Source organism: Pseudomonas fluorescens (assembly GCF_000730425.1).
In the GTDB taxonomy this organism is placed as follows: Bacteria; Pseudomonadota; Gammaproteobacteria; order Pseudomonadales; family Pseudomonadaceae; genus Aquipseudomonas; species Aquipseudomonas fluorescens_X.
On record NZ_CP008896.1, the window covers coordinates 4,064,754 to 4,090,666 of the forward strand.

Consider the following 25,913-nt stretch of genomic DNA (forward strand, 5'->3'; position numbering starts at 1 on the left):
GGGTTCACGGCCTTTTGTTTTCGATGGATCGAATATGCCTTCATTAGCAACCTGGACTCGGCTGCGGCTGAGTATCTGCCTTTTGATAAGCCTGGGGGCCAGCGGCGTGCTGGCGGCTACCACGCCAGGCGATCAAGACCTGATCCGTGACCGGCAAAATCGCTTGCTGGAAGAACAGCAACGACGCCTCGAAGAACTCAAGAGCCTGCCCGGTAAATCGGCGGGGCCGGCTGCTTCTGTTGCGCCGGTGGATGCCCGTTGCTTCCCCATCAAAGACATCGCACTCAAAGGCGCCGACAGCCTGCCCGCCTCCGATCGCGAGCGTTTGCTCAAGCCTTACATCGGCCAATGCCTGGGCGTCTCACAGCTCAATGCCGTGCTCAAGGCGATCACCGACTACTACATCGACCAAGGCATGGTCACCAGCCGCGCCTATCTGCCACAACAGGACCTGTCCACCGGGCACCTGCAAGTGTGGGTGGTGGAGGGCAAGCTCGAAGGTTTGAAAGGCGCGGCCAACAGCAAGCTGTCAGATCGCGAGCTGGCCATGGCCTTCCCCGGCAAAAACGGCGATTTGCTCAACCTGCGGGAAATCGAGCAGGCCATCGACCAGCTCAACCGCTTGCCATCGAACCAGGCACAAATGGAACTGGCCCCCGGTGATGCGGTGGGCGGCAGTACGGTACTGGTGAAAAACACCCCGCAAAAGCCCTGGCGCGCCAGCCTGTCGCGCAATAACGACGGGCAGAAAAGCTCCGGTGAGCAGCAGTGGGGCGCCGGGCTTGAATGGGACAGCCCGCTGGGGCTGGCGGATCAGCTGATTTTGCGCGGCGGTCACGACGCCGTTAGCGATCATCAGAAAACCTCGAAAAACGCCATGCTGTATTACAACGTGCCGTGGGGCTGGTGGAACTTCAACTACAGCTACAACCAGAGCGATAACCGCTCGCTGATCCAGGGCGACGGTTTTGACTTCAAGCAAACCGGCGACAGCCAGAACCATCAACTGCGCGCCGAGCGGGTGGTACACCGTGATGCCCTGAGCAAAACCTCGCTCAGTGTTGGCCTGGCTCATCTGCGTACCAACAACTACATCGAAGGCAGCCGCCTGGATGTCAGCAGTCATCGCCTCAGCGAACTGCAATGGGGCCTCAACCACGGGCGGCGGGTCGGCAGCGCCTACGTCAACATGGACTTGGGCATGCAAAGCGGTATCGGCTTGCTCGATGCCCAGGCCGAAAATGAACGCGACCGTTTCGGCAATCGGCAGGCCAATGCCCGCTACCGCAAATACACCGCCACCGTCAGCTACCTGCAACCGTTCACGCTGTGGGGCGAGTCGTTCAGCTTCACCAGCCTGGCCACCGGGCAGCGCAGTGAAGACATCTTGTTCAGCCCGCAGCGCATGAGCCTCGGTGGTTCAGCCTCGATACGGGGTTTCAAGGATCAGCAATTGACCGGCGACAGCGGCGGCTACTGGCGCAACGACCTGCGCTGGGCGCGCCCGGTGCTGGTGGACTGGCTGCGCCCGGCCTTTGGCGAATACGGCGTCAGCCTGGGCTACGACCAGGGCGTGATCCGCAACGACCGCTACAACCGCGAAGTACATGGCCGTGTCTCCAGCAACTCCGTGGAATTGTTCGCCCGCGGCAAGCATGTCAGCACCAGCGTGACCTTTGCCCATTCCTTGGAACGCCCGGCAGCCATGAGCGAGCGCGAAGCGCCGATCTACTTCCGGATGGATTTCTACCTGTAATTCAACGCCCAGCCGCATCGAGAATTTGACATGGACGCCCGCCAATTTGCCTTCCTTGCCCGCCAACCGTCTTCGGCCTTGAAGCGCCGCGACACCTTCTGTGGTGTGCCCAAGAGTGGCCTGGCGCTGATCCTGGCCAATGCGCTGTTCTGGCAGCCGCTGTTGGTCCAGGCCGACGGCATTGTGGTCAGCGGCCCCGGCACCACGGTGGGCGCGGCGGGCAATGGCGTACCGGTGGTGAACATCGCCACGCCCAATGGCAGCGGCCTGTCCCACAACCAGTTCAAGGACTACAACGTCGGCGCCAACGGCCTGATCCTCAACAACGCCACGGGCCGTACGCAAGAAACGCAACTGGGCGGGATCATCCTCGGCAACCCCAACCTCAAGGGCGGCGCCGCCAATATCATCCTCAACGAAGTCAACGGCGGCAGCCCCAGCCAGTTGCGCGGCTACACCGAAGTGGCGGGCCAGTCGGCCAAAGTCATCGTCGCCAACCCCTACGGCATCACCTGCAACGGGTGCGGCTTTATCAACACCCCCAACGTGACCCTGAGCACCGGCAAGCCCATCCTCGACAACGGTCGCCTGGACCGCTACCAGGTCGATGGCGGCGCGGTGACCATCGACGGCCAGGGCCTGGACGCCAGCGCTGTCGACCGCTTCGAAATCATCACGCGCTCAGCCAAAATCAACGCGCAGATCAATGCGCGCAACTTGACCGTGATTGCCGGGCGCAACGACGTCAACGCCCAGACCCTGAATGCCACTGCACGTGCAGATGATGGCAGTGTCAAACCGGAGTTGGCGATTGACTCCAGTGCGTTGGGCGGGATGTATGCCGGTGCGATCAAGCTGGTAGGCACCGAAGCCGGTGTCGGGGTGAAGCTGGACGGCACCTTGGCTGCCAGTGGTGGTGATATTCATCTTGATGCCAGTGGCCGTTTGAGCATGGTCAATGCCAAGGCCAGCGAAGCGGTCGTCATCAAGGCCGGCCAGTTGGATGCCACAGGTGCGGTCTATGCCGGTACCCGTATAGATGTACAAACCACCACGGGTTTGAACAACCAGAAAAGCCTCGCTGCACGAGACAGCATCACCCTGACCAGCAGCGGGCAGGTGATCAACAACGGCATCATCGAAGCGGGCGTCAACCCTGATGAAAGCCGCAATACCAATGGTGACGTGAGCCTTACAGCCTCCAATCTCAAGAATGCCAAAAGCGTGGTTGCCAGTCGCACGCTGACGGTGACGACTAGCCAGACCCTGGATAACCAGGCTGGGACATTGAGCGGCTTAAAAACCGTAGTGATCGCTGGTCAACTCGATAACCGTGGTGGCCGTGTCCTCGGTGTCGACTCTCTGAAGGTTAACGCCAATGGTTTCGACAACCGGGCCGATGGATTGCTGCAAAGTGAGAACAGTGCGGACGTCACGGTGGTGGCTGCGCTGAACAACCAGAATGGTCGGGTGATAGGTCTCAAGGACTTGACGCTTAGCACCGATCAACTGATCAACGATAACGGCCAGGTTGCGAGTACCGAGCGAGTAAGTGTCACCGCTGGGCAGTTGAGCAACCAACTGGGCGAAATCTCCGCCAGCCAAACCAACGTTACCGCCACGACGCTGGATAACCGCTCCGGCAAGCTGCTGGGCAGCCACCTCAACGTGATCGCCAGCGGCGCGATCGATAACCGCCTGGGGATTTTCTCGGCCACCCGTTTGCTGACGGTGCAGGCGGCGAGCCTGGATAACAGTGCTAAAGGTGCCCTGCAAAGCCAGGGTGGCTTGACTGCAACCGTCACGGGGCTGCTCAGCAACCAAAGCGAAGGCCGGTTGGTGAGTGAAGGTGCTCAGCAGGTCACTGTGGGGCAGTTGAACAACAGCCAGGCGGGGTTGTTATCCAGTAAAACCACTCTGGTTGTGCACGGCGATAGCTTGGTCAATCAGGGAGGCCAGGTCATCGCAGACGGGGCATTGACCCTGACCGGTGGCAGCTTCGACAACAGTCAAAAGGGCTCTATCAGTAGCAAAGCTGACATCCTTGTTGAACTGACCAGTCTGGACAATAGTCAAGGCGGTCAACTGAACAGCGATGGAGTGTTGACCCTCAATGCCAGCCAAATCGAAAACGCCGCCGGACACCTCGGTGCCAAGAGCGATGTGCTGGCGACGGTCGGGGTGTTTAATCAACAGGGGGGTGAATTAGTCAGCGAAGGTGCGCTGACGCTCAAAGGCACCTCCCTGGATAACCGCAATGCGGGTTTTGTCTCTGGCGTTAAAGGTGTGGACCTGCGCAGCCAGACCGTCTTCAACCAGCAAGGCGAGATATCCAGCCAGGCCAAAGTGCTGCTGGTGGCTGATCAACTGAACAACAGCACCGGCAAGGTGATGGGTGACAGTGGCTTGACCCTGACGGTGCAACGCCTGCTCAACCAGAGCAAAGGGCTGCTGGCGGGGCGCGAGAGCTTGGTGTTGAACGGCGCTCAACTGGATAACCGCTTGGGTGGTCGCGTCACCAGCCAAAAGAACCTGAACATCAACCTGACCGGTGACCTGCTCAACCAGGCCCAGGGCACATTGCTCAGTGAAGGCGTGTTAACGGTCAAGGCTGGCACGTTGGACAACAGCCAGGGCGGCATTCTGTCTGCCGCCAACGCCCTGTCGATCACGACTCAGGGCCAATTGAACAATCAGGCGGGCAAACTGCTGGCCGATGGCACGGCCACGCTGGCGAGTACTGCGCTGAACAACAGCCAGGGCGGCGTGATCAGCGCCAAGCAACAGATTGACGTGCGCAGTGCCGGCCTGGACAACAGCCGGCAAGGCAGCATCAGCAGTGACGCCGGGATCACCCTCAATGCCGGGCAACTGGACAACAGCCAACAAGGTTCGATCTTTGCCAAGTCCACGGTCAAGGCAACCCTGGCCGGGCTGGACCAACATGATCGTGGCGAGTTGGTCAGCGATACCAGCATCGACCTGGACTTGAGCCATGGGCAACTGATCAACCGCGACCGCGGCCTGATTGCGACCCCAGGCCAATTGCTGTTGAACAACCTGGGCAGCGTCGACAACAGCCAGGGCGGCGAAATTTCCAGCACGCAATCGTTCCTGCTGGCGGCCGATGCGTTGAACAACCGGGGCGGCAAAGTCATCAGTGGCGACAGCCTTCAGGTACGCGTCGCCAAGGCGTTGGATAACAGCGTCGAAGGTGTGTTGTCTGCGAAGAACCTCCTGCAGGTGGATGCAGATAGCCTGGACAACCAGGCCGGCGGCGCACTCGCCAGCCGTGGCGCGCTGGGCCTGAAGGTCACTGGCGTTCTGGACAACCATAACCAGGGGCTGATTTCCGCTGCCACCACGCTTACTACAACCTCGGGCTCATTGAACAACAGCGACAAGGGCCGGTTTTCTGCCGGTACGCTTCAGACCCTGAGCACGGGCACGCTGAACAACGGGCAGGGCGGGCAACTGGTCAGCGATGGCAGCCTGACGCTGACCGCTGCTGATGTCGATAACCGCAGTGGCGTGATCGGCAGCCAGCAAGCCTTGAACCTGACCGTCGCCAACCTCGATAACGGTGCGGGCCTGATCAACAGTCAAAGCGATCTCACCTTGGTGGGCCAGCGCGTGGACTCAAGCCTGGACGGGGAAATTTCGTCCAAGGGCGACTTGAAACTCACCGTCCAGAAACTGATTCAGCGCCAGGGCCGTTTGATCGGCGAGCGCGCCGTGACCCTCGACCTGCAAGGTGGAGATCTGGACAACAGTGCGGGTTTGATCAGCGCCAAAGGGCCGTTGACCTTCGCCCGTCTGGCCAACCTGACCAACCGTGAGCAAGGCGAAATCTCCAGCCAGACGGCGTTCACCGTGGCAGCCAAGCGCATCGATAACGGTGATCGCGGGGTCATCCTCAGTGCCGATCAACTGCGTCTCGAAGCGGATGCAGTGGTCAACGCCGACAAGGGTTTGATCTCTGGCTGGAATGGCCTGACGGTCGTTGGGGGCAGCCTGGACAACAGCGCCGAGGGTACGCTGTCGAGCAAGAGCGGCACCTTGCAAGCCACGCTCACTGGCGTGCTGGATAACCACGCAGCGGGTGCCCTGGTCAGTCAGGGCAAGCAGACCATCAGCGCCGCCAGCCTGAATAATGATCAAGGGATCATCTCAGGCCAGGCTGATGTCAGCCTTAACGTTGCCGGTCGCCTGGATAACAGCAACAACGGGTTGATTTCCGCCGCTCAACGCCTGGACTTCAATAACGCCCAGAGTCAAATCCTCAACCGTGCTGGCCGGGTCAACGCTGGCAACATCACCCTTGTTGGCGAGAGTCTGGACAACAGCGCCGGCCAACTGATCAGCCAGGGCACCTTGGAAGGCACCCTCAGCGGTGCGCTGATCAACGCCAACAATGCCCGCCTGGCCAGTGGCGCGGCCTTGCTGCTGAACGCATCGAACCTGGATAACCGTGGCGGCCAACTGGTCAGCCAGGACCGGCTCGACCTGACCCTCGCCAAGGGCGACCTGGATAACCGCGACAAAGGCACGCTCGCCAGCCAGCAAGACCTGGTGATCAAGTTGCTGGCCGGTGACGTCAACAACCAGGAAGACGGCCTGATCTTCAGCCAGAAGGGCAAGCTTGATCTCGTCGCTCGAACCCTCAGTAACCAGAAGGGCACGTTACAAAGCCAGGCCGACAACCAGCTACGCCTCAGTGGCGCCCTGAATAACCAGGGCGGCCGGGTCGACAGCCTCAGCGGCAACCTGGACCTGCAAACGGCCAGTGTGGTCAACACTGCTGGCGGCGTACTGAACAGCAGCAAGGGCTGGATCAAACTGGTCACAGGGTTGTTCAACAATGGCAGCGGTATCACCCAGGCGCAATCGCTGGACATCGAAGCCAAGGGCGGGTTGCTCAACCAACTGGGGCACCTGTCGGCCCTGGGCGGTGAAAACCGCATCGTCACCAGCACCCTGAACAACCAGGGCGGTGGCGTGTATGCCGATACCTTGCTCAAGGTCACGGCCCAGGATTTCGATAACCAGGGCACGGCTATCGGCAACGGTGGCAAGGTCGGGGCACGCGCCATCGACTTTGGCCTGACAGGCACCCTGAGTAACCGCTTTGGCTTGATCGAAAGCGACGAAACCCTGCGTCTCGCCGCACAAACCATCAGCAACGTGGGCGGTACCCTGCGGGCCATGGGCCGCACCGGCTCCACCAACATCAGCACATTGGGGCTGTTCGATAACCGCCTCGGTGCGCTGGAAAGTGCCAACGAAAACCTCAACCTGCAAGCTGCCAGCCTGGACAACAACGGCGGGCGCATCGTCCATAGCGGCAGCGGCAAATTCGACCTGACCTCCGACCAGGTCACCCGTGCCGGCGGCAGTTTCGTCACCAACGGCCAACTGGACATCAAGGCCGCGAGCTGGACCAACAGCAGCGTGATCCAGGCCGGGCGCCTGAACCTCGATATCGGCCAGTTCACCCAGACCGCCAGCGGTCAGTTGCTCGGCTCACAAAGCCTGACCGGCACTGGCGATACCTGGACCAACGAAGGCCTGCTGGCCAGTGACGGCACCCTCAACCTCACGCTTACCGGTGGCTACAGCGGCAACGGTCGGGTCAGCAGCCTGGGCAGCATGACCCTCACCAGCGCCCGCACGGACCTGGGCGACAACGGGCGTATTGCTGGCGGTGCACTTACCCAGATCAACAGCACCACCCTGAACAATCGCGGACGCCTGACCGCCATCGGCGACCTGACCGTCAACGCCACCACTTTGAACAACTACGGCACCCTGGGCGGCGCTGAAAAGGTCCGCCTGAACGCCACTCACCTGCTCAATGACAAGGGCCTGATCTTCAGCGGCAACGACATGACGTTGCGCGTCAACGACTTGAGCAACCGTTATGGCGACGTCTACAGCCTTGGCGGCCTGGACATTGCCCGGGACGATGCCAACGGGCGCAGTGCGCTGATCGAGAACATCTCCGGCACGCTGGAAAGCGCCGGCAATATGCGATTGCTGGCGGACACCCTGAGCAACCGTCGCGACCAGTTCAGCACTGAAAAGAAGCTGGTGTCGGGCAACCTCAGCACGCGCTTCGATGACTTCTGCAAAGGCAAGGGCTGTGAAGTCCACTTCAGCGCTGTCGAGCGTTATGAAGACGTGGTCACCGGCAGTGCGGCGTCGGCGTTCATCAATGCCGGCGGTGACCTGACAGTGGGCAGCCAGACCTTCGACAACCTTTACAGCTCGGTCTCGGCTGCCCAAAACATCCAGATCAACACTGCTGTGCTGAACAACGTCGGCGCAGCCGGTGGTGAAGAGAAACACTACAACTCCGAGTTCTATACCCGGGATCGCGGCCAATACAACACGTTTATCAGCCGCAGAGACCAGCTGAACCTCTACAACGACCCCAACTCCGGCGATTACCGTCCTGGTGAAATGACCATGGACAAGTTGATGAGCGGGATTGGCAACTTTTTTAACTTCTCCAGCTATGTAGTACCGACTACCGGCAGTGTGATTGCCCCCGCGGTTATTCAGGCGGCCGGTTCAGTCACCGTTAACGCCACCCAGCAAATCAACAACAGTGTGATCCGCCCCAACGCCACGGATATCAATACGCCGGCGCAAAACCGCAACACCAACTCTGACGTGTTTGCCTCCACGGTCAAACCGGCGATCACTGCACAACTTCCGTCGGACCTGGCCCAGCGTCAGGTCAACCCGGTGACCTTGCCTGGCTTCAGTTTGCCGACCAGCCAGAACGGTTTATTCCGCCTCAGCGGCCAAGCCGCGAAAGGCGGCGCAGCGGGTCAAGCGGCCACCGGTACCGGTGACTTCACCGTGAGTGGGCGTGTGGTCAGCGCCGCCGAGCGCGAGAAAACCCTCGACTACAGTGCCGTGCAAGAGCGCGGCTTCAGCCTCGCTGGTCAGCCGGTTAGTAGTGCGGTCAACGGCCAGGGCCCGCTGGTCCTGGACAGCCGTGCACCTTCGATCACCCGCGTGCAAGGGCTACCGGAAATCGCTCCGGTGGATAACAGCCACAAATACCTGATCGAGACCAACCCGGCGCTCACCGACCTCAAGCAGTTCATGAGCTCCGACTACCTGCTGGGTAAGCTGGGTTACAACCCCGATGACAGCTGGAAACGCCTAGGTGATGGCCTCTACGAGCAACGCCTGATCCGCGAAGCCGTGGTAGCGCGCACTGGCCAGCGTTACATCGACGGGATCACCAGCGACGACGCGTTGTTCCGCTACCTGATGGACAACGCCATCTCCTACAAGGACTCGCTGAACTTGCAGCTCGGTGTGTCGTTGACTGCCGAACAAGTGGCGGCACTGACCCACGACATCGTCTGGATGGAGGAGGCCGAGGTCAACGGCCAGAAAGTCCTGACCCCCGTGCTTTACCTCGCCCAGGCCAACAACCGCCTGGCGCCCAACGGCGCACTGATCCAGGGCCAGGACGTGAGCCTGATCACCGGCGGCGACCTGCACAACAGTGGCACTCTACGGGCCAAAAATAATCTGGACCTGGTCGGCGGCAACATCGACAACAGCGGCCTGATGCAAGCCGGCAACCGCCTGGACATGCTCGCCACCGACTCGATCCGCAACAGCCGCGGCGGCATTGTCACCGGCCGCGACATCAGCGCCACCGCGCTGACCGGCGACATCATCAACGAGCGCACCGTGACCACCTTCAAGCGTGAGGGGGAGAAATTTCAACTGCGCGATGACGTGGTCAGCGATGCCTCGCGCTTCGAAGCCACGGACACCCTCAAACTCAGCTCTGGGCGTGACGTCCTCAACCTCGGCAGCCACCTCAAGGCTGGAGGCAATGCCAGCGTGACCGCTGGGCGCGATGTAGTGATCGCCAGCCAAACCGAAGAAGACAGCGCCGCCTACCAGCGCCGCCGGGTCAAGAGCACCGAACAAACCCTCCTGCAACACGGCTCCAGCGTAGACGTGGGTGGCAACCTGGCCATCGACGCCCGACGCGACATCGCTGTGGTCGCCAGCACCGTTAGCGCGGCAAAAGACCTCAGCGCCAAGGCCGGCGAAAGCCTGACCCTGGCTGCAGCGGCCAACGAGGAGCATGACTATTCCAAAGGCAAAAAAGGCGGGACCAAAACCACCACCCAACTGGACACCGTCACCCAACAAAGTGCCGAACTAAAGGCCGGCGGCGACCTGATCGCCATCGCCGGCACCGACCTGACCCTGGTCGCCAGCAAAATCAGCGCGGGCAATGAAGCGTATGTACACGCCGAAAACGAGCTGAACATGCTGGCGGCGCAGGACAGCAGTTATTCGCTGTATGACATGAGCAAGAAGGGCAACTGGGGCAGCAAGAAGACCCAACGCGATGAAGTGACCGATGTGAAAAACATCGGCAGCGAGATCAAGACCGGTGGAGACCTGACGCTGGAGAGTGGTGGGGATCAGAAGTACCAGGCGGCGAAGCTCGACAGTGGCGGGGATATTGCGATTGTCAGCGGGGGAGCGGTGACGTTTGAGGCGGTTAAGGATTTGCGGCAGGAGAGTCATGAGAAGAGTAAGAGTGATATGGCATGGAATAGTGCCAAGGGGAAGGGCGCTACAGACGAGACTTTGCGTCAGACACAGATGGTGGCTCAGGGGGAGTTAGCTATTCGTGCTGCTGGCAAGATCAACATTGACATTAAACAAATTGATCAAAAGACAGTCAGCCAAACGATTGATGCGATGGTTCAAGCTGAGCCTCAGTTGGCGTGGATCAAGCAAGCTGAGGCCAGCGGGCAAGTGAATTGGCGCGTGGTAAAGGAGATCCACGACAGTTGGGATTATAAGCAGTCCGGATTAGGTGCTGCGCCCGCGCTGATTATTTCGATTGTCGCCAGCATCTACTTGGGGCCTCTTGCCGGGGCCATGGCCAGCAACTTTGCAGTTGGGACGATCAATGGCGGCGGAGATATTGGTGCGGGCCTGAAAGCTGCAACCAGCAAAAATGCCATAAAGGGCTATGCCACGCAGATGGTGACAAGTGAGATTCTGAGTGGAATAGACAATTCAGTTGCTGGTTGGAATCCCGATGGTCCGTTGATTCTGAATGCCAATGGTGTCAACAATCCAGGCTACTCTTCGAGCATGTTGGATTGGAATACGGTCAGTGAAAATGTGCTTCGAAGTAGTACACATGCTTTGGTCGCGGGCAGCGTTAACACGGCGATCAATGGTGGAAGTCTAAAAGATAATCTTGGCACGGCGGCAGTATCTGAGGGGCTTGATCTGACCGCGGCCTTTGGCAATAAACAGGTCGGTGATTTGGCCGACTATCTGAAGGTGAGCCCGGGGTCAGCCCAGAAAATCTTGATGCATGCTGTATTGGGTGGGGCACTGTCATCGGCAAAGGGTGGTGATTTTAAAACAGGTGCACTTGCGGGGGCTGCTGCGGAGGGTCTGACGTCTGTCGCAACGGAAAACCTGAGTAAATACCTAGACTCTCAAATTACTACGAATCCCCAGTTCAAAGTGGCCACCGCTCAGGTCATAGGAGTTTTGGCGGGGGCTTTGGGCAATGGTGACCCTGAGACCGCCAGTTGGGTAGCGGGGAATGCACAGCGTTATAATGACTTTCTACATCCGGGTGGGAGCTGGGGAGCGGCTGCTTCCAGTCTCGGTGCTGATATGATCGAGCAAGGCAAAACGCCAGACGAGATGTCTGAAGCGTTCAGATCCTTAGCCAGAAGCGATGGCTATAAAGGACCAGGTTATGAGTATGTTGCTGGTTGGGTGTATGTTCCTGGCTCGCTAAGTGTAGCTGCAATGCCGGCAGCAGGTATTGTTGGTGCAGCAGCAGGTGCTGCTATTTCTGGTGGTGCAAACATCAGTTATCAGTTGTCCACAGAAAAGCCGTTTAGTTACGTCGATGCATCGATTGCTGCTGCTGTTGGTGGGGCGACTCAGGGTAGAGGATTCTGGGCTACGCAAGGTATGGGATTGGGCGGGTCTTATCTGGGGAGTTTGATCAAGGGTGAGGATCCGACGTATTCGTTAATGGGTTCAGCTGTGGGGGGGGCGATGGGTTTTAAAGGCGGGCAGTTGGTAACTGGTCAACTGAGGCCCGTCCTAGGAGGGGCAGCTGATACAATAGGTAATACTGCCGGTTCTTTTGTTTCGGAAGTTGTTGGTGGGCAAATTCAATCATTGGGGACTAAAGATGAATAGAGGGAAGTCTAAATTTAAACTGTTTTTTCTATTAATTATTTACTGTATTGTTTTGTTTGTTTTTTTGGCCTTTGTAGGGACCTTCATGGCCATATCTATTCATTACTTTAAGAGTGGCGTTTTGGACTTTACAAAAATTGATGCTCTCCGCTTGGTTTTTGGCGCTTTGGCTTACGCCATTCCTGTAGCAATAGGTGTTTGGGTTTTATATCTGCTCAAAGAGCGTAAAAGCGGCAAAGCCAATGATAGTGAGGCGGAGAGGTAGTCGGGTATAAAGGTCTTGGTCATGATTATGTTGCTGGTTGGGTGTATGTTCCCGGCTCACTAAGTGTAGCTGCAATGCCGGCAGCAGGTATTGTTGGTGCAGCAGCAGTTGCTGCTATTTCTGGTGGTGCAAGCATCAGTTATCAGTTGTCCACAGAAAAGCCGTTTATTTACGTCGATGCATCGATTGCCGCTGCTGTTGGTGGGGCGACTCAGGGTAGAGGGTTTTGGGCTACGCAAGGTATGGGATTGGGCGGATCTTATCTGGGAAGTTTGATCAAGGGTGAGGATTCGACGTATTCCCTTTTAGGTTCAGCTATAGGTACTGGAGTAGGTTATAGGGTGGGTAATATGGTATCTGGCCAATTAAAGCCACTCGTAGGTAATGCAGCTAGCGAAGGGGTAGGATCTACCAAGGGATCTGCCATGTCTGAAGTGGTAGGTGGAGGTATATCTAATTTAGGTGGTGGTGAATGAAGCCTAAGTCTATAGGGATTTATCTGTTTGCGCTTCTTATTGTATACTTTGTACTGGCTTTTTTATACTTTGGCTGATGGGGGAGTTGATTGTTTTAGTGGTCGGTTATTTCAAGTTTGAAACTTGGCGCTTTGATTATTCTAATGTCGAGGCTTCCTTGTTGATTGGTGCTAGTTATGGTGTTCCGGTGGCGATAGGGATTTGGGTGCTATCGAAAATTAAAGATATAAAAAATAAAAAAGGCGGGTGATTTGGTTTTCCAGTTTTTCACTGCGTGAGCAGAAAATTAGATGACTATTCGACTCGGACATAGATGTAATTTTTTCGATGGCAAGAATTGATCTTGCTACCCCTTGTTACGAAAAGAAGCAGAGGACGCAGCCCGGAGTTTCGTGGCTGCAAGGTTTGGTCCTGAGGCCAAAGAGCAAGCTAAAGAGACTGCGCAAGACAAGGAGCTTGCAGCTTATTCGATCGAGTCCGAGCTTCGTAGTATCAAGGAGATAAACAACCCATTTGCGGCGGCGCAAACGGCGCGATTAGCGAAAGAGTTGGCAGAATTTGGATCGGACTTTATTTCTGTCTATGGCGATGCCAAGGCATTCTCAGAAGCTCAAGATCCGTTCGATTATGCGATCGCAAGCGTTGGGTTGATCCCCGGACTTGGAGACTCTGCTCAGAAAGTCCTGGGTAAGGCAAAAAACTATATCTTGAAGGGAAGGTGGCTGAGTCCGTGGATTTGGTGGAAGGGCTAGCGGAAAGCTTGCCATCTGGAACAGGTGCAAAGCAAATGTGGGGTCAATATAGTCATATCTCTGGAGTGAATCTTCCTAAAAGTCAGTCTAAGATGATTGCTGATTTTGAAACAGCAGGGTACCCAACAAAACCAGTAGTTTCTCCGACCAGAGGAAATATGGTCGGAACTCAATACATCTTGCTTGATGGTTCGCGAGTTCGGGTGATGCAGGCGGATGGTCGAAGTCCCCAGCGCGCATCATTCGAGAACGCTAATGGCGGACCTGTTGATCCTACTACTGGAAAGCCCCCGCAGGGTTTATCGAAGGCTGAACGGAAGCAGTGGATTAGAGAGCGTACGCATATTGAGCAAGTGGACTAAATGATGAATACATTCATGCAAGCTGTGGCTCTTTTGTTGCCTATGAAAATTGAAAGAGTATTTTGGGATGGCGATACTTTGATGCTTTTTTCAGCGGGTTGGAGCTTTCGGACTGAGAGCGCGTGGCGCGTGTCTAAGGGGGGGGAACTGCTGTTCGCTTGTTGGGACGACGACGCCCTTGACCATGTTTCTGAGCTTTTAGGTTTATCCATTATTGAGGTAGATTGGCTTATTGATGCTCAGCCAATTGATCCATTTTTTAAATTATCTGACGGCCGCGTCTTGAATGCATTTTGTTCGTCATCAACTGAGCCTTGGCTGATGGAGTTCTCGGATGGGGCCGTTTATTTAGGCAACACGTAATTTCATAAATTTTTCTTGGTGCAAAAGCGACAGGCGATTGGGAAAAATTGAGTGGTCAACTCAGTGAGGCCACGAAAGGGAAAGGTAGTTTTGGCATTGGTTCAGCTACAAGAGAACAAGCTGATGTTATGGGAAAAGCTTGGGTTGGTGATGGGTATAAAGTAGCTAGTGACGGAAAAACGTTAGTTGGCCAGGATGGTTTGAGGCAGTATAGGCCTCTCACTTACAAACCATACCAGCAGGTAACTCAAGCTAATTTTTAGCAAAAATTTCCAGATCAAGAAACAAAAAAGTGGTAGTCAAATGTCCACTTGGATATCACGGATTAAACTATGAGCGCAGAATTAAAGCGGGTTCATAGTCCCGGTATTTATGATCTCGAAAGTTACCATCCTGCATGTGCGGATAGTTTTTGCGTCCTTCTGCAAGCGATGATTGGCCCATCGGGTGAGGATGGTGAGGAGTCATTTGATATCGAGGTTTACACTCCAAAGTGGATTGAAAATAACCTTGGAACAGACGAGGTTCTTATAGGAATGCATTACCTTATTGTTCGTGAGTACAATTATCAAAAAATTGTTCACGCTATTGAGAAGTTCTTGCTGGATTGTTCAGGGACGAACTGGCGCGAAATCTCAAAAAAAGTATCAAGATTAGGCTTGTGGGAGTTTGAAGGATACGAAGAAGGAGGTCCATGAGTAGGGCATGGCCACTCCCTTTACACAGACACCGGCCTAGTGCCGGTGTTTTCTTCTCATTGGAGGGATATGGCTACAGTGACCGGACGTTGCACGCCGTATCGAGCTTGAGCTATTCAAAGACCTCGGCTGGCTCGTCCTTGTGCAATAGCAATTCTTGGATTAGGTTCGGGAAAAGGGGACAGATTTATTTTTAGCAGCATTGTGGATTCACACGCCGCCCAATCACATCCATCAAGTTGCAGCCATCGCACGGGAGTGGTGCGAGGTGGCATGTGTAGGAGCCGGCTTGCCGGCGATGGTCGTCAACGATGACGCTGGGCATCTGACACCCTGCGGCGGTCTCGCGGCTGCTATCGCTGGCAAGCCAGCTCCTACAGAGGGAGGGGGAGAGGCCTGTCGTCGGAAATGGGATCCAATTCACAAAATAACCACGAACTTTTTCGCGTATTTGGCTACTAAACCCTCGCGGCACAACATTGATGGCCAACTAATGGCCGCTTTCAAGTTGCGCCGAAAGCAGTATCAAAACTGATACCGCTTGTCGGAATAAAAATTCCGAATACAAGCATTTAATTGTTGCTGATGTTTTTTATCTTTGCTAATCAGCAGCTTACGGGTGATTTAATTTTCAGCTTCAACTAGCCGGGAATTTTGGCTGTGTGGAAGTTCGATGTTAGTTTGCCGCCCCTTGTTATTCGATGGATCGAACATGCCTTTGTTATTACCACGGATTCGGTATTCCCTGTGTATTGCCCTGCTCGCCTTCTGCGCGTCAAACAGCGCAGTGGCTGCGACCTCGCCTGGCGATCAGGACCTGATCCGCGACCGGCAAAACCGTCTGCTGGAAGAGCAGCGCCGGCGTCTTGAAGACCTCAAGGAGTTGCCCGGCAAGGAAGTCAAACCCGCAACGCCCACCGCTCCAGTGGACAGCCGTTGCTTCCCGATCAAGACCATCGAACTCAAAGGCGCCGACAGCCTGTCTGCCACCGAGCGTGAGCGCTTGATCAAGCCTTACACGGGCCAGTGCCTGGGCGTTTCCCAACTCAATCAACTGCTCAAGGCCGTCACCGATCACTACATCGACAAGGGCATGGTCACCAGCCGCGCCTACTTGCCGCAGCAGGATTTGTCCAAAGGGCATCTGCAAGTGTTGGTGGTGGAAGGCAAGCTCGAAGACTTGAAGGGTGCCGACGACAGCAAACTGTCACCGCGCGAGTTGGCCATGGCCTTCCCCGGTAAAAACGGCGATTTGCTCAACCTGCGGGAAATCGAGCAGGCCATCGATCAGCTCAACCGCTTGCCATCCAACCAGGCGCAAATGGAATTGGCCCCTGGCGATGCGGTGGGCGGCAGTACGGTGCTGGTGAAAAACGCCCCGCAAAAACCCTGGCGCGCCAGCCTGTCGCGCAATAACGACGGGCAGAAAAGCACTGGCGAGCAGCAGTGGGGCGCCGGCCTTGAGTGGGACAGCCCCCTGGGCCTGGCCGACCAGTTGGTGCTGCGCGGCGGCCACGACGCGATCAGCGATCACCAGAAGACGTCGAAGAATGGCATGTTCTATTACAACGTGCCGTGGGGCTGGTGGAACTTCAGCTACACCTACAGCGAGAGCGATTACCGTGCGCTGGGCCAGGCTGACACGTTCAGTTTCAAGCAATCGGGCGACAGCCAGAACCACCAACTGCGCGCCGAGCGCGTGGTGCACCGCGATGATGTGAGCAAGACTTCGGTCAACGTTGGCCTGGCCCACCTGCGCACCAACAACTACGTGTTCAACACTCGTCTGGACAGCAGCACCCGCCTGAGCGAAATGCAGGTAGGTATCAACCATGGCCGGCGGGTCGGCAGTGCCTACGTCAACATGGACCTGGGCATGCAGAATGGCATTGGTTTGCTCGATGCCCAGTCTCAAGAGGACCGCGACAGATTCGGCAATCGCCTACCCGATTCGCGCTACCGCAAATACACCGCCACCGTCAGCTACCTGCAGCCGTTCACGCTGTGGGGCGAGTCGCTCAGCTTTACCAGCCTGGCCACCGGGCAACGCAGTGAAGACATCTTGTTCAGCCCGCAGCGCATGAGCCTGGGGGGTTCGTCCTCGGTGCGCGGGTTCAAGGACCAGCAACTCAACGGCGACAGCGGCGGCTACTGGCGCAACGACCTGCGCTGGGCGCGCCCGGTGCTGGTGGACTGGCTGCGCCCGGCCTTCGGCGAGTACGGCGTGAGCCTGGGCTACGACCAGGGCGTGATCCGCAACGACCGCTACAACGGCACTACCCACGGCCGGGTTTCCAGCAACTCCGTGGAGCTGTTCGCCCGTGGCAAATACGTCAGCACCAGTGTGACCTTTGCCCATTCCTTGGAACGTCCGGCAGTGATGAGCGAGCGCGAAGCGCCGATCTACTTCCGGATGGATTTCTACCTGTAATTCAACGCCTAGCCGCATCGAGAATTTGACATGGATGTCCGCCTGTTTGCCCGCCTGCCTTCTTCAGCCATGAACAGCCGTGACGCGTTCTGCGGCCTGCCCAAGCGCGGCCTGGTGCTGATCCTGGCCAACGCGCTGTTCTGGCAGCCGCTGCTGGCCCAGGCCGACGGCATTGTGGTCAGCGGCCCCGGCACCACGGTGGGCGCGGCGGGCAATGGCGTACCGGTGGTGAACATCGCCACGCCCAATGGCAGCGGCCTGTCCCACAACCAGTTCAAGGACTACAACGTCGGCCCCAATGGCGTGATCCTCAACAACGCCGGCGGCCCGATGCAGTCCACCCAACTGGGCGGGATCATCCTGGGCAACCCCAACCTCAAGGGCGGCTCGGCCAATGTCATCCTCAACGAAGTCAACGGTGGCAACCCCAGCCAGTTGCGCGGCTACACCGAAGTGGCAGGGCCGTCGGCCAAGGTCATCGTCGCCAACCCCTATGGCGTGACCTGTAATGGCTGTGGCTTTATCAACACCCCCAACGTGACCCTGACCACCGGCAAACCCATCCTCGACAACGGTCGCCTGGACCGTTACCAGGTCGATGGCGGCGCGGTGACCATCGACGGCCAGGGCTTGAATGCGAGCAATGTCGACCGCTTCGAAATCATCACCCGCTCGGCCAAGATCAATGCACAGATCAATGCGCGCAACCTGACCGTGATCGCCGGGCGCAATGATGTGGATGCACAGACTTTAAAAACCACCGCGCGGGCCGACGATGGCAGCAGCAAGCCTGAGCTTGCGATTGACTCCTCGGCCTTGGGCGGCATGTATGCCGGCGCGATCAAGCTGGTGGGCACCGAGACCGGCGTCGGGGTGAAGTTGGACGGCACGTTGGCGGCCAGTGCGGGCGATATCCAGCTCGATGCCAATGGGCACCTGAGCATGGCGCAAGCGGCGGCCAGTGGCGCGATTGACGTCAAGGCGGCGAGTCTTGATGCCAAGGGCCCGGCCTACGCCGGCACCGCCCTGACGGTGAAAACCAGTGGCGACCTGAACACCCAGAAAAGCCTCGCCGCCCGCGACACGGTGCGCCTGAGCAGCGGTGGCCAGTTGAGCAACAGCGGCGTGATCGAGGCCGGTGTGAATGCCGATAACACCCGCACCACCACCGGCGATGTCAGCCTCGATGCCCGTGATATCCGCAACAACGGCAGCGTGGTTGCCAGCCGTGCCGCCACGGTCAAGGCCAGCCAGACCCTGGATAACCAGGGCGGCACCCTCAGCGCCCGGAAGTCCCTGGACGTCACCGCCACCACCGTGGATAACCGCAACAAAGGCCGACTGCTGGCCAGCGGCAACACTCAGTTGACCGCCGCTGCGCTGCACAACAGCCAGGGCGAAATCATCAGCGATGGCGCGTTGCAGGCCACGGTCGCGCAGGTCAATAACCAGGGCGGCGTGCTGGTCAGCCACGGCACCCTCAGCGTGACCGGCGACAGCCTGGATAACAGCAATAAAGGCGTGATCTCCAGTGCCGGAGCGCAAACCCTGACCTTGAGCGGCGCGCTCAACAACAGCCAGGGCGGGGCCATCGACAGTGCCGCCGCATTCACCCTGCGTGGCAGCAGCCTGGACAACAGCGCCGGCAGCCTGACCGCCAGCGCGGCGGTGACCCTCGACCTGCTGGCCGACCTGATCAACCGCAACGGCAAACTGGCCAGTGCAGGCCCGCTGTCGATCGAGCGTGTGGCAGCCCTCGATAACCAGGGCGGCAAACTCACCAGCCAAACCCTGCTCACGGTATTGGCGGCCAGCCTGGACAACCGTCACAGCGGCACCCTGGCCGCAAACGGTGGGCTGACCCTGAACGCCAGCGGCCTGGTGCAAAACGACAGCGATGGCCTGATCCATAGCGAAAACGCCGGCCTCAACCTCACGGTCGGTAGCCTGAACAACGGCGGGGGCAAGCTCGCGGCCAAGGCGGGCGATGCGCTGATCAACGCGGGTGTTTTCAACAACGGTAATGGCGGTGTATTCGCCGGCCAGCGCGTGCGCCTCAGTGGCGGCGGCGTCGATAACGCCGGGCAGATCGCCGGGCAACAGGTCGACCTCAGCCTGCTGGGCGCCCTTAACAACCGTGGCCTGATCGAAAGCACCAGCACCCTGGCTATCGCCGCCGCCAGCCTGAGCAACCAGGGCGGGCAATTGCGTGCGCTGGGCAGCGGTGGCCAAAGCCGCCTGGCCATTGGCGGTGTGCTGGACAACAGCGGTGGCAAGCTGGAAGCCGCCAATACCGACCTGAGCCTGGCCGCTGGTACGTTCCAGAACCAGGGCGGCAGCGTGCTGCATGTGGGCACCGGGGTGTTCGATATCGCTGGGATCAACCTCGATAACGTCGGCGGCAGCCTGATCACCCAGGGCGACCTGAGCCTGGACAAAGCCTCCTGGACCAACAGCAGCCTGATCCAGGCCGGCAACCTCACGGTCAATGTCGACACCCTCGAACAAACCACCAGCGGCCAACTGCTCGCGGCCAACGGCATCAAGGGCACGGGCCAGAACTGGTCCACCCAGGGCGTGATCGCCAGTCACGGCAACCTTGACCTGACCCTGGGCGGCACCCTCGACAACACTGGCCGCCTGACCGCCGCCACAGACTTCACGCTGGCCAGCGCCGCGCTGAACAACCTCGGCACCCTGGGCAGTGGTCGCAGCATGACCCTGACCACCGCCAGCCTGCTCAACCAGAACGGCCTGCTGTTCAGCGCCGCCGATATGAGCCTGCGGGTCGAGCGCCTGAAAAACCTGGGTGCCGACATCTACGCCATGGGCAACCTGAGCATCGACCTCGACGGCAAAGGGGCCTTGGCCACCAGCATCATCAACAGCTCATCGAGCATCCAGAGTGACGGCAACCTGAGCCTGGCCGCCGGTACCCTGCAGAATATCCGCACGGTGTTGACCAGCGAGTCGGGGATCTACAGTGCTTCGATCAGCCCGGTGCAGTGCATTGAAAACGTCAACGGCGGTGACTGCGAAGGCGGCAAGGAAAACCGCCCGTTCCTGATTGCCCAGCGTGATCGCCTGATGGTCACCGGTGCCAGCGCGGCCTCCAGCATTACCTCCGGCGCCAACCTGCTGCTGGTCGGCGGCGACGTGCTCAACAGCAGCAGTAGCATCGCTGCGGCCGGCAGCCTGACGGCGCGGGTCAACCAACTGACCAACGTTGGTCTGGAAACCCACGACACCCTGACCGAGCGCGTGTTTTCTTCCGAGCGCACCCGTGATCCATCGGGCTACAACCAGACCGCGGCGCAATTTACCCAGCGTTACTCCATCGGCGGCGCGGCCTATAACCCCAATGACCTGGGTGGCCTGGAAGCGGCCATGGCGTTCTTTATCGGCGCCATGGAGCGCCAATGGGGCCCGACGGTGACCACCCCACTGGCGGCCACGGACCAGCGCTACGCCGCGGTGATCCAGGCCGGCGGCGCGGTGAATATCCAGGCCCAGGCCGGTATCGATAACAGCGTGGTGCGCGGCGGCTACACCTATGTCGGCAGTGGCGCGAAGACCGACACCAACGCCCCCGGCTTCTCCACCCAAGTGAAGCTCAACGGGCAATTGCCACCGGACGTCGCCCAGCAACAAGTCAACCCGCTGGGGTTGCCGGGCTTCAGCTTGCCCGCCGGGCAGAACGGCCTGTTCCACTTCAGCGACGGCAGTGGCGTACAGGGCCTGCCCAACAGCCAGTTTGCCGACAAGCCGCAGAAGTACCTGATCGAGACCAACTCGCAGTTGACCAACATGGCAGCGTTCATGGGTTCGGATTACCTGCTGGCCAAGCTGGGCTACGACCCCGACGCCAGCCAGAAGCGCCTGGGCGATGGTTTCTACGAACAGCGCCTGATCCAGCAGGCGGTGGTCGCCCGTACCGGCCAGCGTTTTATCGACGGCCAGACCAGCGACGCCGGGGTGTTCAAGTACCTGATGGACAATGCCGTCGGCGCCCGCCAGCAATTGAACCTGGCCGTGGGCGTGAGCCTCACCGCCGAACAGGTGGCGGCCCTGACCCACGATATCGTCTGGCTGGAAAACGCCAGCGTCGCCGGCCAGCAAGTACTGGTGCCGGTGTTGTACCTGGCCCAGGCCAGCAATCGCCTGGCCCCCAATGGCGCGCTGATCTCCGGCAGCGACTTGAACCTGCTGACCGGCGCCAACCTCAACAACGTCGGTACGTTGCGTGCCACCAGCCACCTGGCCGCCAATGTGGGCGGCGACCTGAGCAATAGCGGGCTGATGGAGGCGGGCAATCGCCTTGACCTGCTGAGCGGCAATAACCTCAACAACCGCGCCGGCGGCATCATCGCCGGGCAGCAGGTCAACCTGGTGGCCGGTGCCGACCTGCTCAACGAGCGCAGCGTCACCACGCACCAGAGCGCCAGTGACTACCGCATCGAGCGCACGGACTTTATCGACGACGCCGCACGCATTGAGTCGGCCAGCACCCTGGCGATGCAGGCCGGGCGCGATATCAACAGCGTCGGCGGTGCCCTCAAGAGTGGCGGCGACACCACCGCCCAGGCGGTGCGTGACGTGAATATCGTCTCGGCACGCACCCTGGACAGCGGCGCGATCGGCAGCCGTTCGCGCCACGAAATCATCACCCAGCAAGGCTCGGTGGTTGAGGCTGGGCGCGACTTCCATGTGGTCGCCGGGCGTGATGTGAGTGCGGTTGGCAGCCAGATCGAAGCCAAGCGCGACGTCAACGTCGGCGGCGTGCGCAATGTGAACCTGGCGGCGGCGGCCAACGAGCAGCATTCGGCGTACAACTCGAAAAAGGTCAAGCGTATCGAGGACCATGTGAGCCAGGTCTCCACAGTGCTCAAGGCCGGTGGCAACCTGACCTTGAACGCGGGCGAGGATTTGCTGCTGCTGGCCAGTAACGTCAGCGCCGGCAACGAAGCCTACCTGGTGGCTGGCAAGAACCTGGCCCTCAAGGCCGCCGAAGACCAGGACTACAGCTTCTACAGCAAGACCAAGAAAAGCTCGTCCGGGAAAAAATTCCGTCTTGATGAAACCGACACGATCAACAACGTCGGCAGCACCGTCAGCTCTGGCGGCAACAGCACCCTGGTGGCCGGTGAAAACCTGCTGCTGGCGGGCAGCACCGTTGCCGCCGACAAAGGCGCCGCCACCCTGGCAGCAGGCAAGGATGTGCAGATCCTTGCCGTGACCGATGCCGAAAGTGCCCGCCGCGAGCGCAAGGAAAGCAAAAGCAGCTGGGGTGGCCTGAAGTCCAGCAAGGTCCAGGACAAGGTCGACGAACAACGCACGCTGGCCGTGGGCAGCATGGTGTCCGGCGAGACGGTCAACGTCGTGGCGGGGCAGGATGCGAAAGTGACCGGTTCGGCGCTGGTCAGCACGGGCGACCTGGCCGTGCAGGCCGGGCGCGACCTGACCATTGATGCGGCGCAGAACACCTTTTCGCGCACCGATATGCACAAGGAAAAAAACCGCGACCTGACCGGCGTTTTGACCGGCAATAAGCTGGGCCTGGACGACCTCACCGGCAACCAGCATTTGTCTATCAGCAGCAGCAAACACAACGGCACGGCCCAGGAAACCACGCTGACCGGCAGTACCATCGGCTCCAGTGCCGGTAACGTTTCGCTGTCGGCCGGGCGCGAGTTGAAGGTGGTTGCCAGTGACCTGGTCAGCACCCGGCACATGGCACTCAGTGGCGCCGACGTGACCATCACCGCCGGCGCTGAAACGGCGCGGCAAACCACCGAGGACAGCGCCAAAAGCCTGGCCGTAGGCCGGGTGATTGGCGGGGCGGTGGTGGACACCGGGCGCAGTATTTACGATGCCACCGAAGCGGCGAAGAACGCCGATGACCCACGTCTCAAGGCGGTAAAAATCGCCCAGGCGGCGCTGGCAGCCTACAACCTGGGTGGCCAGGCGTCGGAAGCCAACGGCCAGAGCGCGGGCTTCAAGAACAAGCAGGGCGGCACGCCAAGCAACGGTTCGCTGATCAAGATCGGCACCGAACTGGCCAACACCCGCAGCAAGGCCAGCAGTGAATACAACAGCGTGACGGCCCGCCAGAGCACGCTCAATGCCGGGCAGAACCTGTCGATTGTGGCCACCGGCGATGCACCGGGCAGCCAGGGCAATCTCGAGATCACCGGCAGCAGCCTGAAAGCCGCCAACACCTTGTTGCTGGCCAAGAACACGGTGTTGCTGCAAAGCGCCCAGGACACCATGGACCGCAAGAACGACGGGTCGACCAACAAGACCGCGATAGGCGCCAGTTTCAACATTGGCGAACAGAACGGCTTCACCCTCGACCTGGGGGCGCAAGGCGCGAAGAACAGGGGTAACGGCCACTCGGTGACCCAGGTCAACACCACCCTGGACACCGGTTCGCTGCTGCTCAAAAGTGGCGCTGACACCACCCTGGCCGGTGCCCAGGTGCGGGCCGACAGCATCAAGGCCGACATCGGCGGCAACCTCAATATCCTCTCGCGCCAGGACACCGAATCGGCGCGCAGCAAACAGAACAGCGCAGGCTTTGGCGCAAGTATCTGTGTGCCACCGTTCTGCTTCGGCTCCACCGTGACCGGCTCGGCCAGTATTGCCGCGGCCAAGATGAACAGCGACTACAAGGCGGTGACCGACCAGACCGGCCTGTTCGCAGGGACGGGGGGCTACGACATCAATGTCGGCAAGACCACCACCTTGCAGGGCGGGGTGATTGCCAGCGAAGCGGCGGCGGTGAAGAACCGCTTGAGCACCGATCGCCTGATCGTCAGCGATATCAAGAACACCAGCCAGATCCAGAGCCAGTCGGCGGGGCTTTCGGCTTCGTTCAGCAGCAATGGCGGCTTCTCCCCGGGTGGCAGCATTCCGGTGGCGCTCAAGGATGACGAACGCAGCCACACCCGCAGCGCGGTCAGCGACGGCACGATTGAGGTGCGCAACCCCGAGGGCGCCAATGACCTGGTGGGGCTCAACCGCGACACTGCCAACGCCAACCAGCAGCTCGACCGACCTGACCAGAAGGCCATGCAGGAGCGCATCGACCTGATCCAGAGCTCGGCGCAGTTGGCCAGTGGCGTGATCGGCGCGGTCGCCAAGGCCAAGGCGAATGAGGCGAAAAAACTTGCCGATGAAGCCAAGCTCCAGGCGGGCTCCCCAGGTGCGGCCGCTGCCGCTGAGGCGGCGCGTGTGGCCAACGCAGAGGCGCTGCGCTGGCAGGTCGGCGGTGACAAGAAGTTGATGGCTGACATTGCAACCGGGCTGATTGCCGCCGGACTGGGTGGCGCCACGGGTGGCACGGCCGTGGGTATCGTCGCCAACACCTCGTCCAGTGACATCTTCAATAAAATCGGTGACTTCGCCAACGCACAGCGTGATAAGTCGAGCGACGCTACGACCAAGGCGGCCTGGGCCGAAGGCGGCGCCGCGCGGATTCTGCTGCACGCGCTGGCCGGTGCGGCCATGGGCTTGTCGAGCGGTAGCGCACAAAGTGGCGCCCTGGGTGCAGGTACCTCGGCGGCGGTCATGCCGTCCATTGCCAAGGCCCTGGCCGACAGCGATCTGTCGGCTGCGGATCAAAAAGCGATTACGTCCTTGATTGCGACAGGTGTCGGCAGCGTTGTGGGCTCAGGCGATGGCGTGAAAGGCGGGGTGGTGGCCGGCGGTACGGCGTTTGCGGTGGACAAATACAACCGCCAGTTGCACCCGCAAGAGAAAGCACTCGCCCTGGAACTGGCCAAGAAGAGTAATGGCAAATACACCGCCGAACAGATCGAGGCGCAGATGCGCTTGTCTTTCGTCAAAGGCACCGACATCACGCCGGGTACCGACATGGTCGCTTCCGGGACCGGTATCTATGACCCCGACGGTAACTGGATGGCCACGGGCGATGGCAAGACCTATGTGCAGTTGCCTGGGAAGTCAGACTACCAAGTGATCGCCTACATCAAGGAAAACACCCAGGCTTATGCGTGGACGATGGAGGCAGAGAGTGGTTTTTCCCGGGTGCTGACGGGCGGGGAATACGCCTACCCGGACGGTGGCTCGGGTAAACGCGACCGGTTGACCGGCTACCCGTTGGACGAGAAGGGCGGATACAAGGTCCCGGTGACGATCGAGGGCGTGTTGTACACCCCACGCTTCATGTCGTGTGGCAGTGCCGAATGCATCGCGGTCGGTGCCAACATTGACCTGGCTGACCCCAATACGCTGAAGTGGATCAAGGCCGCCGATGCAAAAATGGTCAGCGATGTCGGGTTTGTGCTGGGCGCGGGCGCGGCGGTGACGACGGGTGGCGTGAGTGCCGGGCTGTCGAACACCTCGATGGCGGCCTCTTTCCTGTCCGGCTACTTGAAAGAAGAACTGCCGGAAGCCGCCACCGGTAACGCGCTCAGCATGGGCTTTGAAAAATTTGCGATGGCCAAGGGCGTAACGCCTGAAACCGCGTCGAGACTTTCCAATGCCCTGGGCACTGCGGGTGTGTGGGACAAGTTGGTTGAAGGCCTCAAAGGAGCAGTCAAGGGTGGGTAG

General features: G+C 59.3%; 10 protein-coding genes. All 10 read left to right on the top strand.

What is annotated here, in order from left to right; genetic code table 11:
• Positions 1–34 precede the first annotated feature (34 nt).
• On the top strand, positions 35–1,756 hold the full coding sequence (locus HZ99_RS18215) for a ShlB/FhaC/HecB family hemolysin secretion/activation protein (protein ID WP_038444977.1): 1,722 nt from the start codon (positions 35–37) through the stop codon (positions 1,754–1,756).
• A gap of 30 nt (positions 1,757–1,786) precedes the next feature.
• Positions 1,787–11,992 (top strand): DUF637 domain-containing protein, encoded by a 10,206-nt coding sequence (locus HZ99_RS18220; protein WP_038444980.1) that lies wholly within the window; start codon positions 1,787–1,789, stop codon positions 11,990–11,992.
• Positions 11,985–12,257, top strand: a complete 273-nt coding sequence (locus HZ99_RS18225; protein WP_038444983.1) for a hypothetical protein — start codon at positions 11,985–11,987, stop codon at positions 12,255–12,257. Before HZ99_RS18220 ends, HZ99_RS18225 begins: the two co-directional genes overlap by 8 nt.
• A gap of 74 nt (positions 12,258–12,331) precedes the next feature.
• Entirely contained in the window at positions 12,332–12,733 is a 402-nt protein-coding gene (locus HZ99_RS28695; RefSeq protein ID WP_144243183.1) for a hypothetical protein, read from the top strand.
• Between the two features lie 392 nt (positions 12,734–13,125).
• Positions 13,126–13,485 carry a hypothetical protein gene (locus tag HZ99_RS18230; RefSeq protein ID WP_144243184.1) on the top strand — a complete coding sequence of 120 codons (360 nt, stop codon included), beginning with the start codon at positions 13,126–13,128 and terminating at the stop codon, positions 13,483–13,485.
• Positions 13,464–13,847 carry a hypothetical protein gene (locus tag HZ99_RS28700; RefSeq protein WP_144243185.1) on the top strand — a complete coding sequence of 128 codons (384 nt, stop codon included), beginning with the start codon at positions 13,464–13,466 and terminating at the stop codon, positions 13,845–13,847. The genes HZ99_RS18230 and HZ99_RS28700 overlap by 22 nt, the downstream gene beginning before the upstream one ends.
• Positions 13,848–14,210, top strand: coding sequence for a hypothetical protein (locus HZ99_RS18235; RefSeq protein ID WP_038444988.1), 363 nt, complete (start codon positions 13,848–13,850; stop codon positions 14,208–14,210).
• A gap of 332 nt (positions 14,211–14,542) precedes the next feature.
• Positions 14,543–14,908, top strand: coding sequence for an immunity 8 family protein (locus HZ99_RS27965; protein ID WP_080727724.1), 366 nt, complete (start codon positions 14,543–14,545; stop codon positions 14,906–14,908).
• Between the two features lie 712 nt (positions 14,909–15,620).
• Positions 15,621–17,339 carry a ShlB/FhaC/HecB family hemolysin secretion/activation protein gene (locus HZ99_RS18240; protein WP_038444989.1) on the top strand — a complete coding sequence of 573 codons (1,719 nt, stop codon included), beginning with the start codon at positions 15,621–15,623 and terminating at the stop codon, positions 17,337–17,339.
• 30 nt (positions 17,340–17,369) lie between these two features.
• Positions 17,370–25,913 carry a hemagglutinin repeat-containing protein gene (locus tag HZ99_RS18245; RefSeq protein ID WP_051903180.1) on the top strand — a complete coding sequence of 2,848 codons (8,544 nt, stop codon included), beginning with the start codon at positions 17,370–17,372 and terminating at the stop codon, positions 25,911–25,913.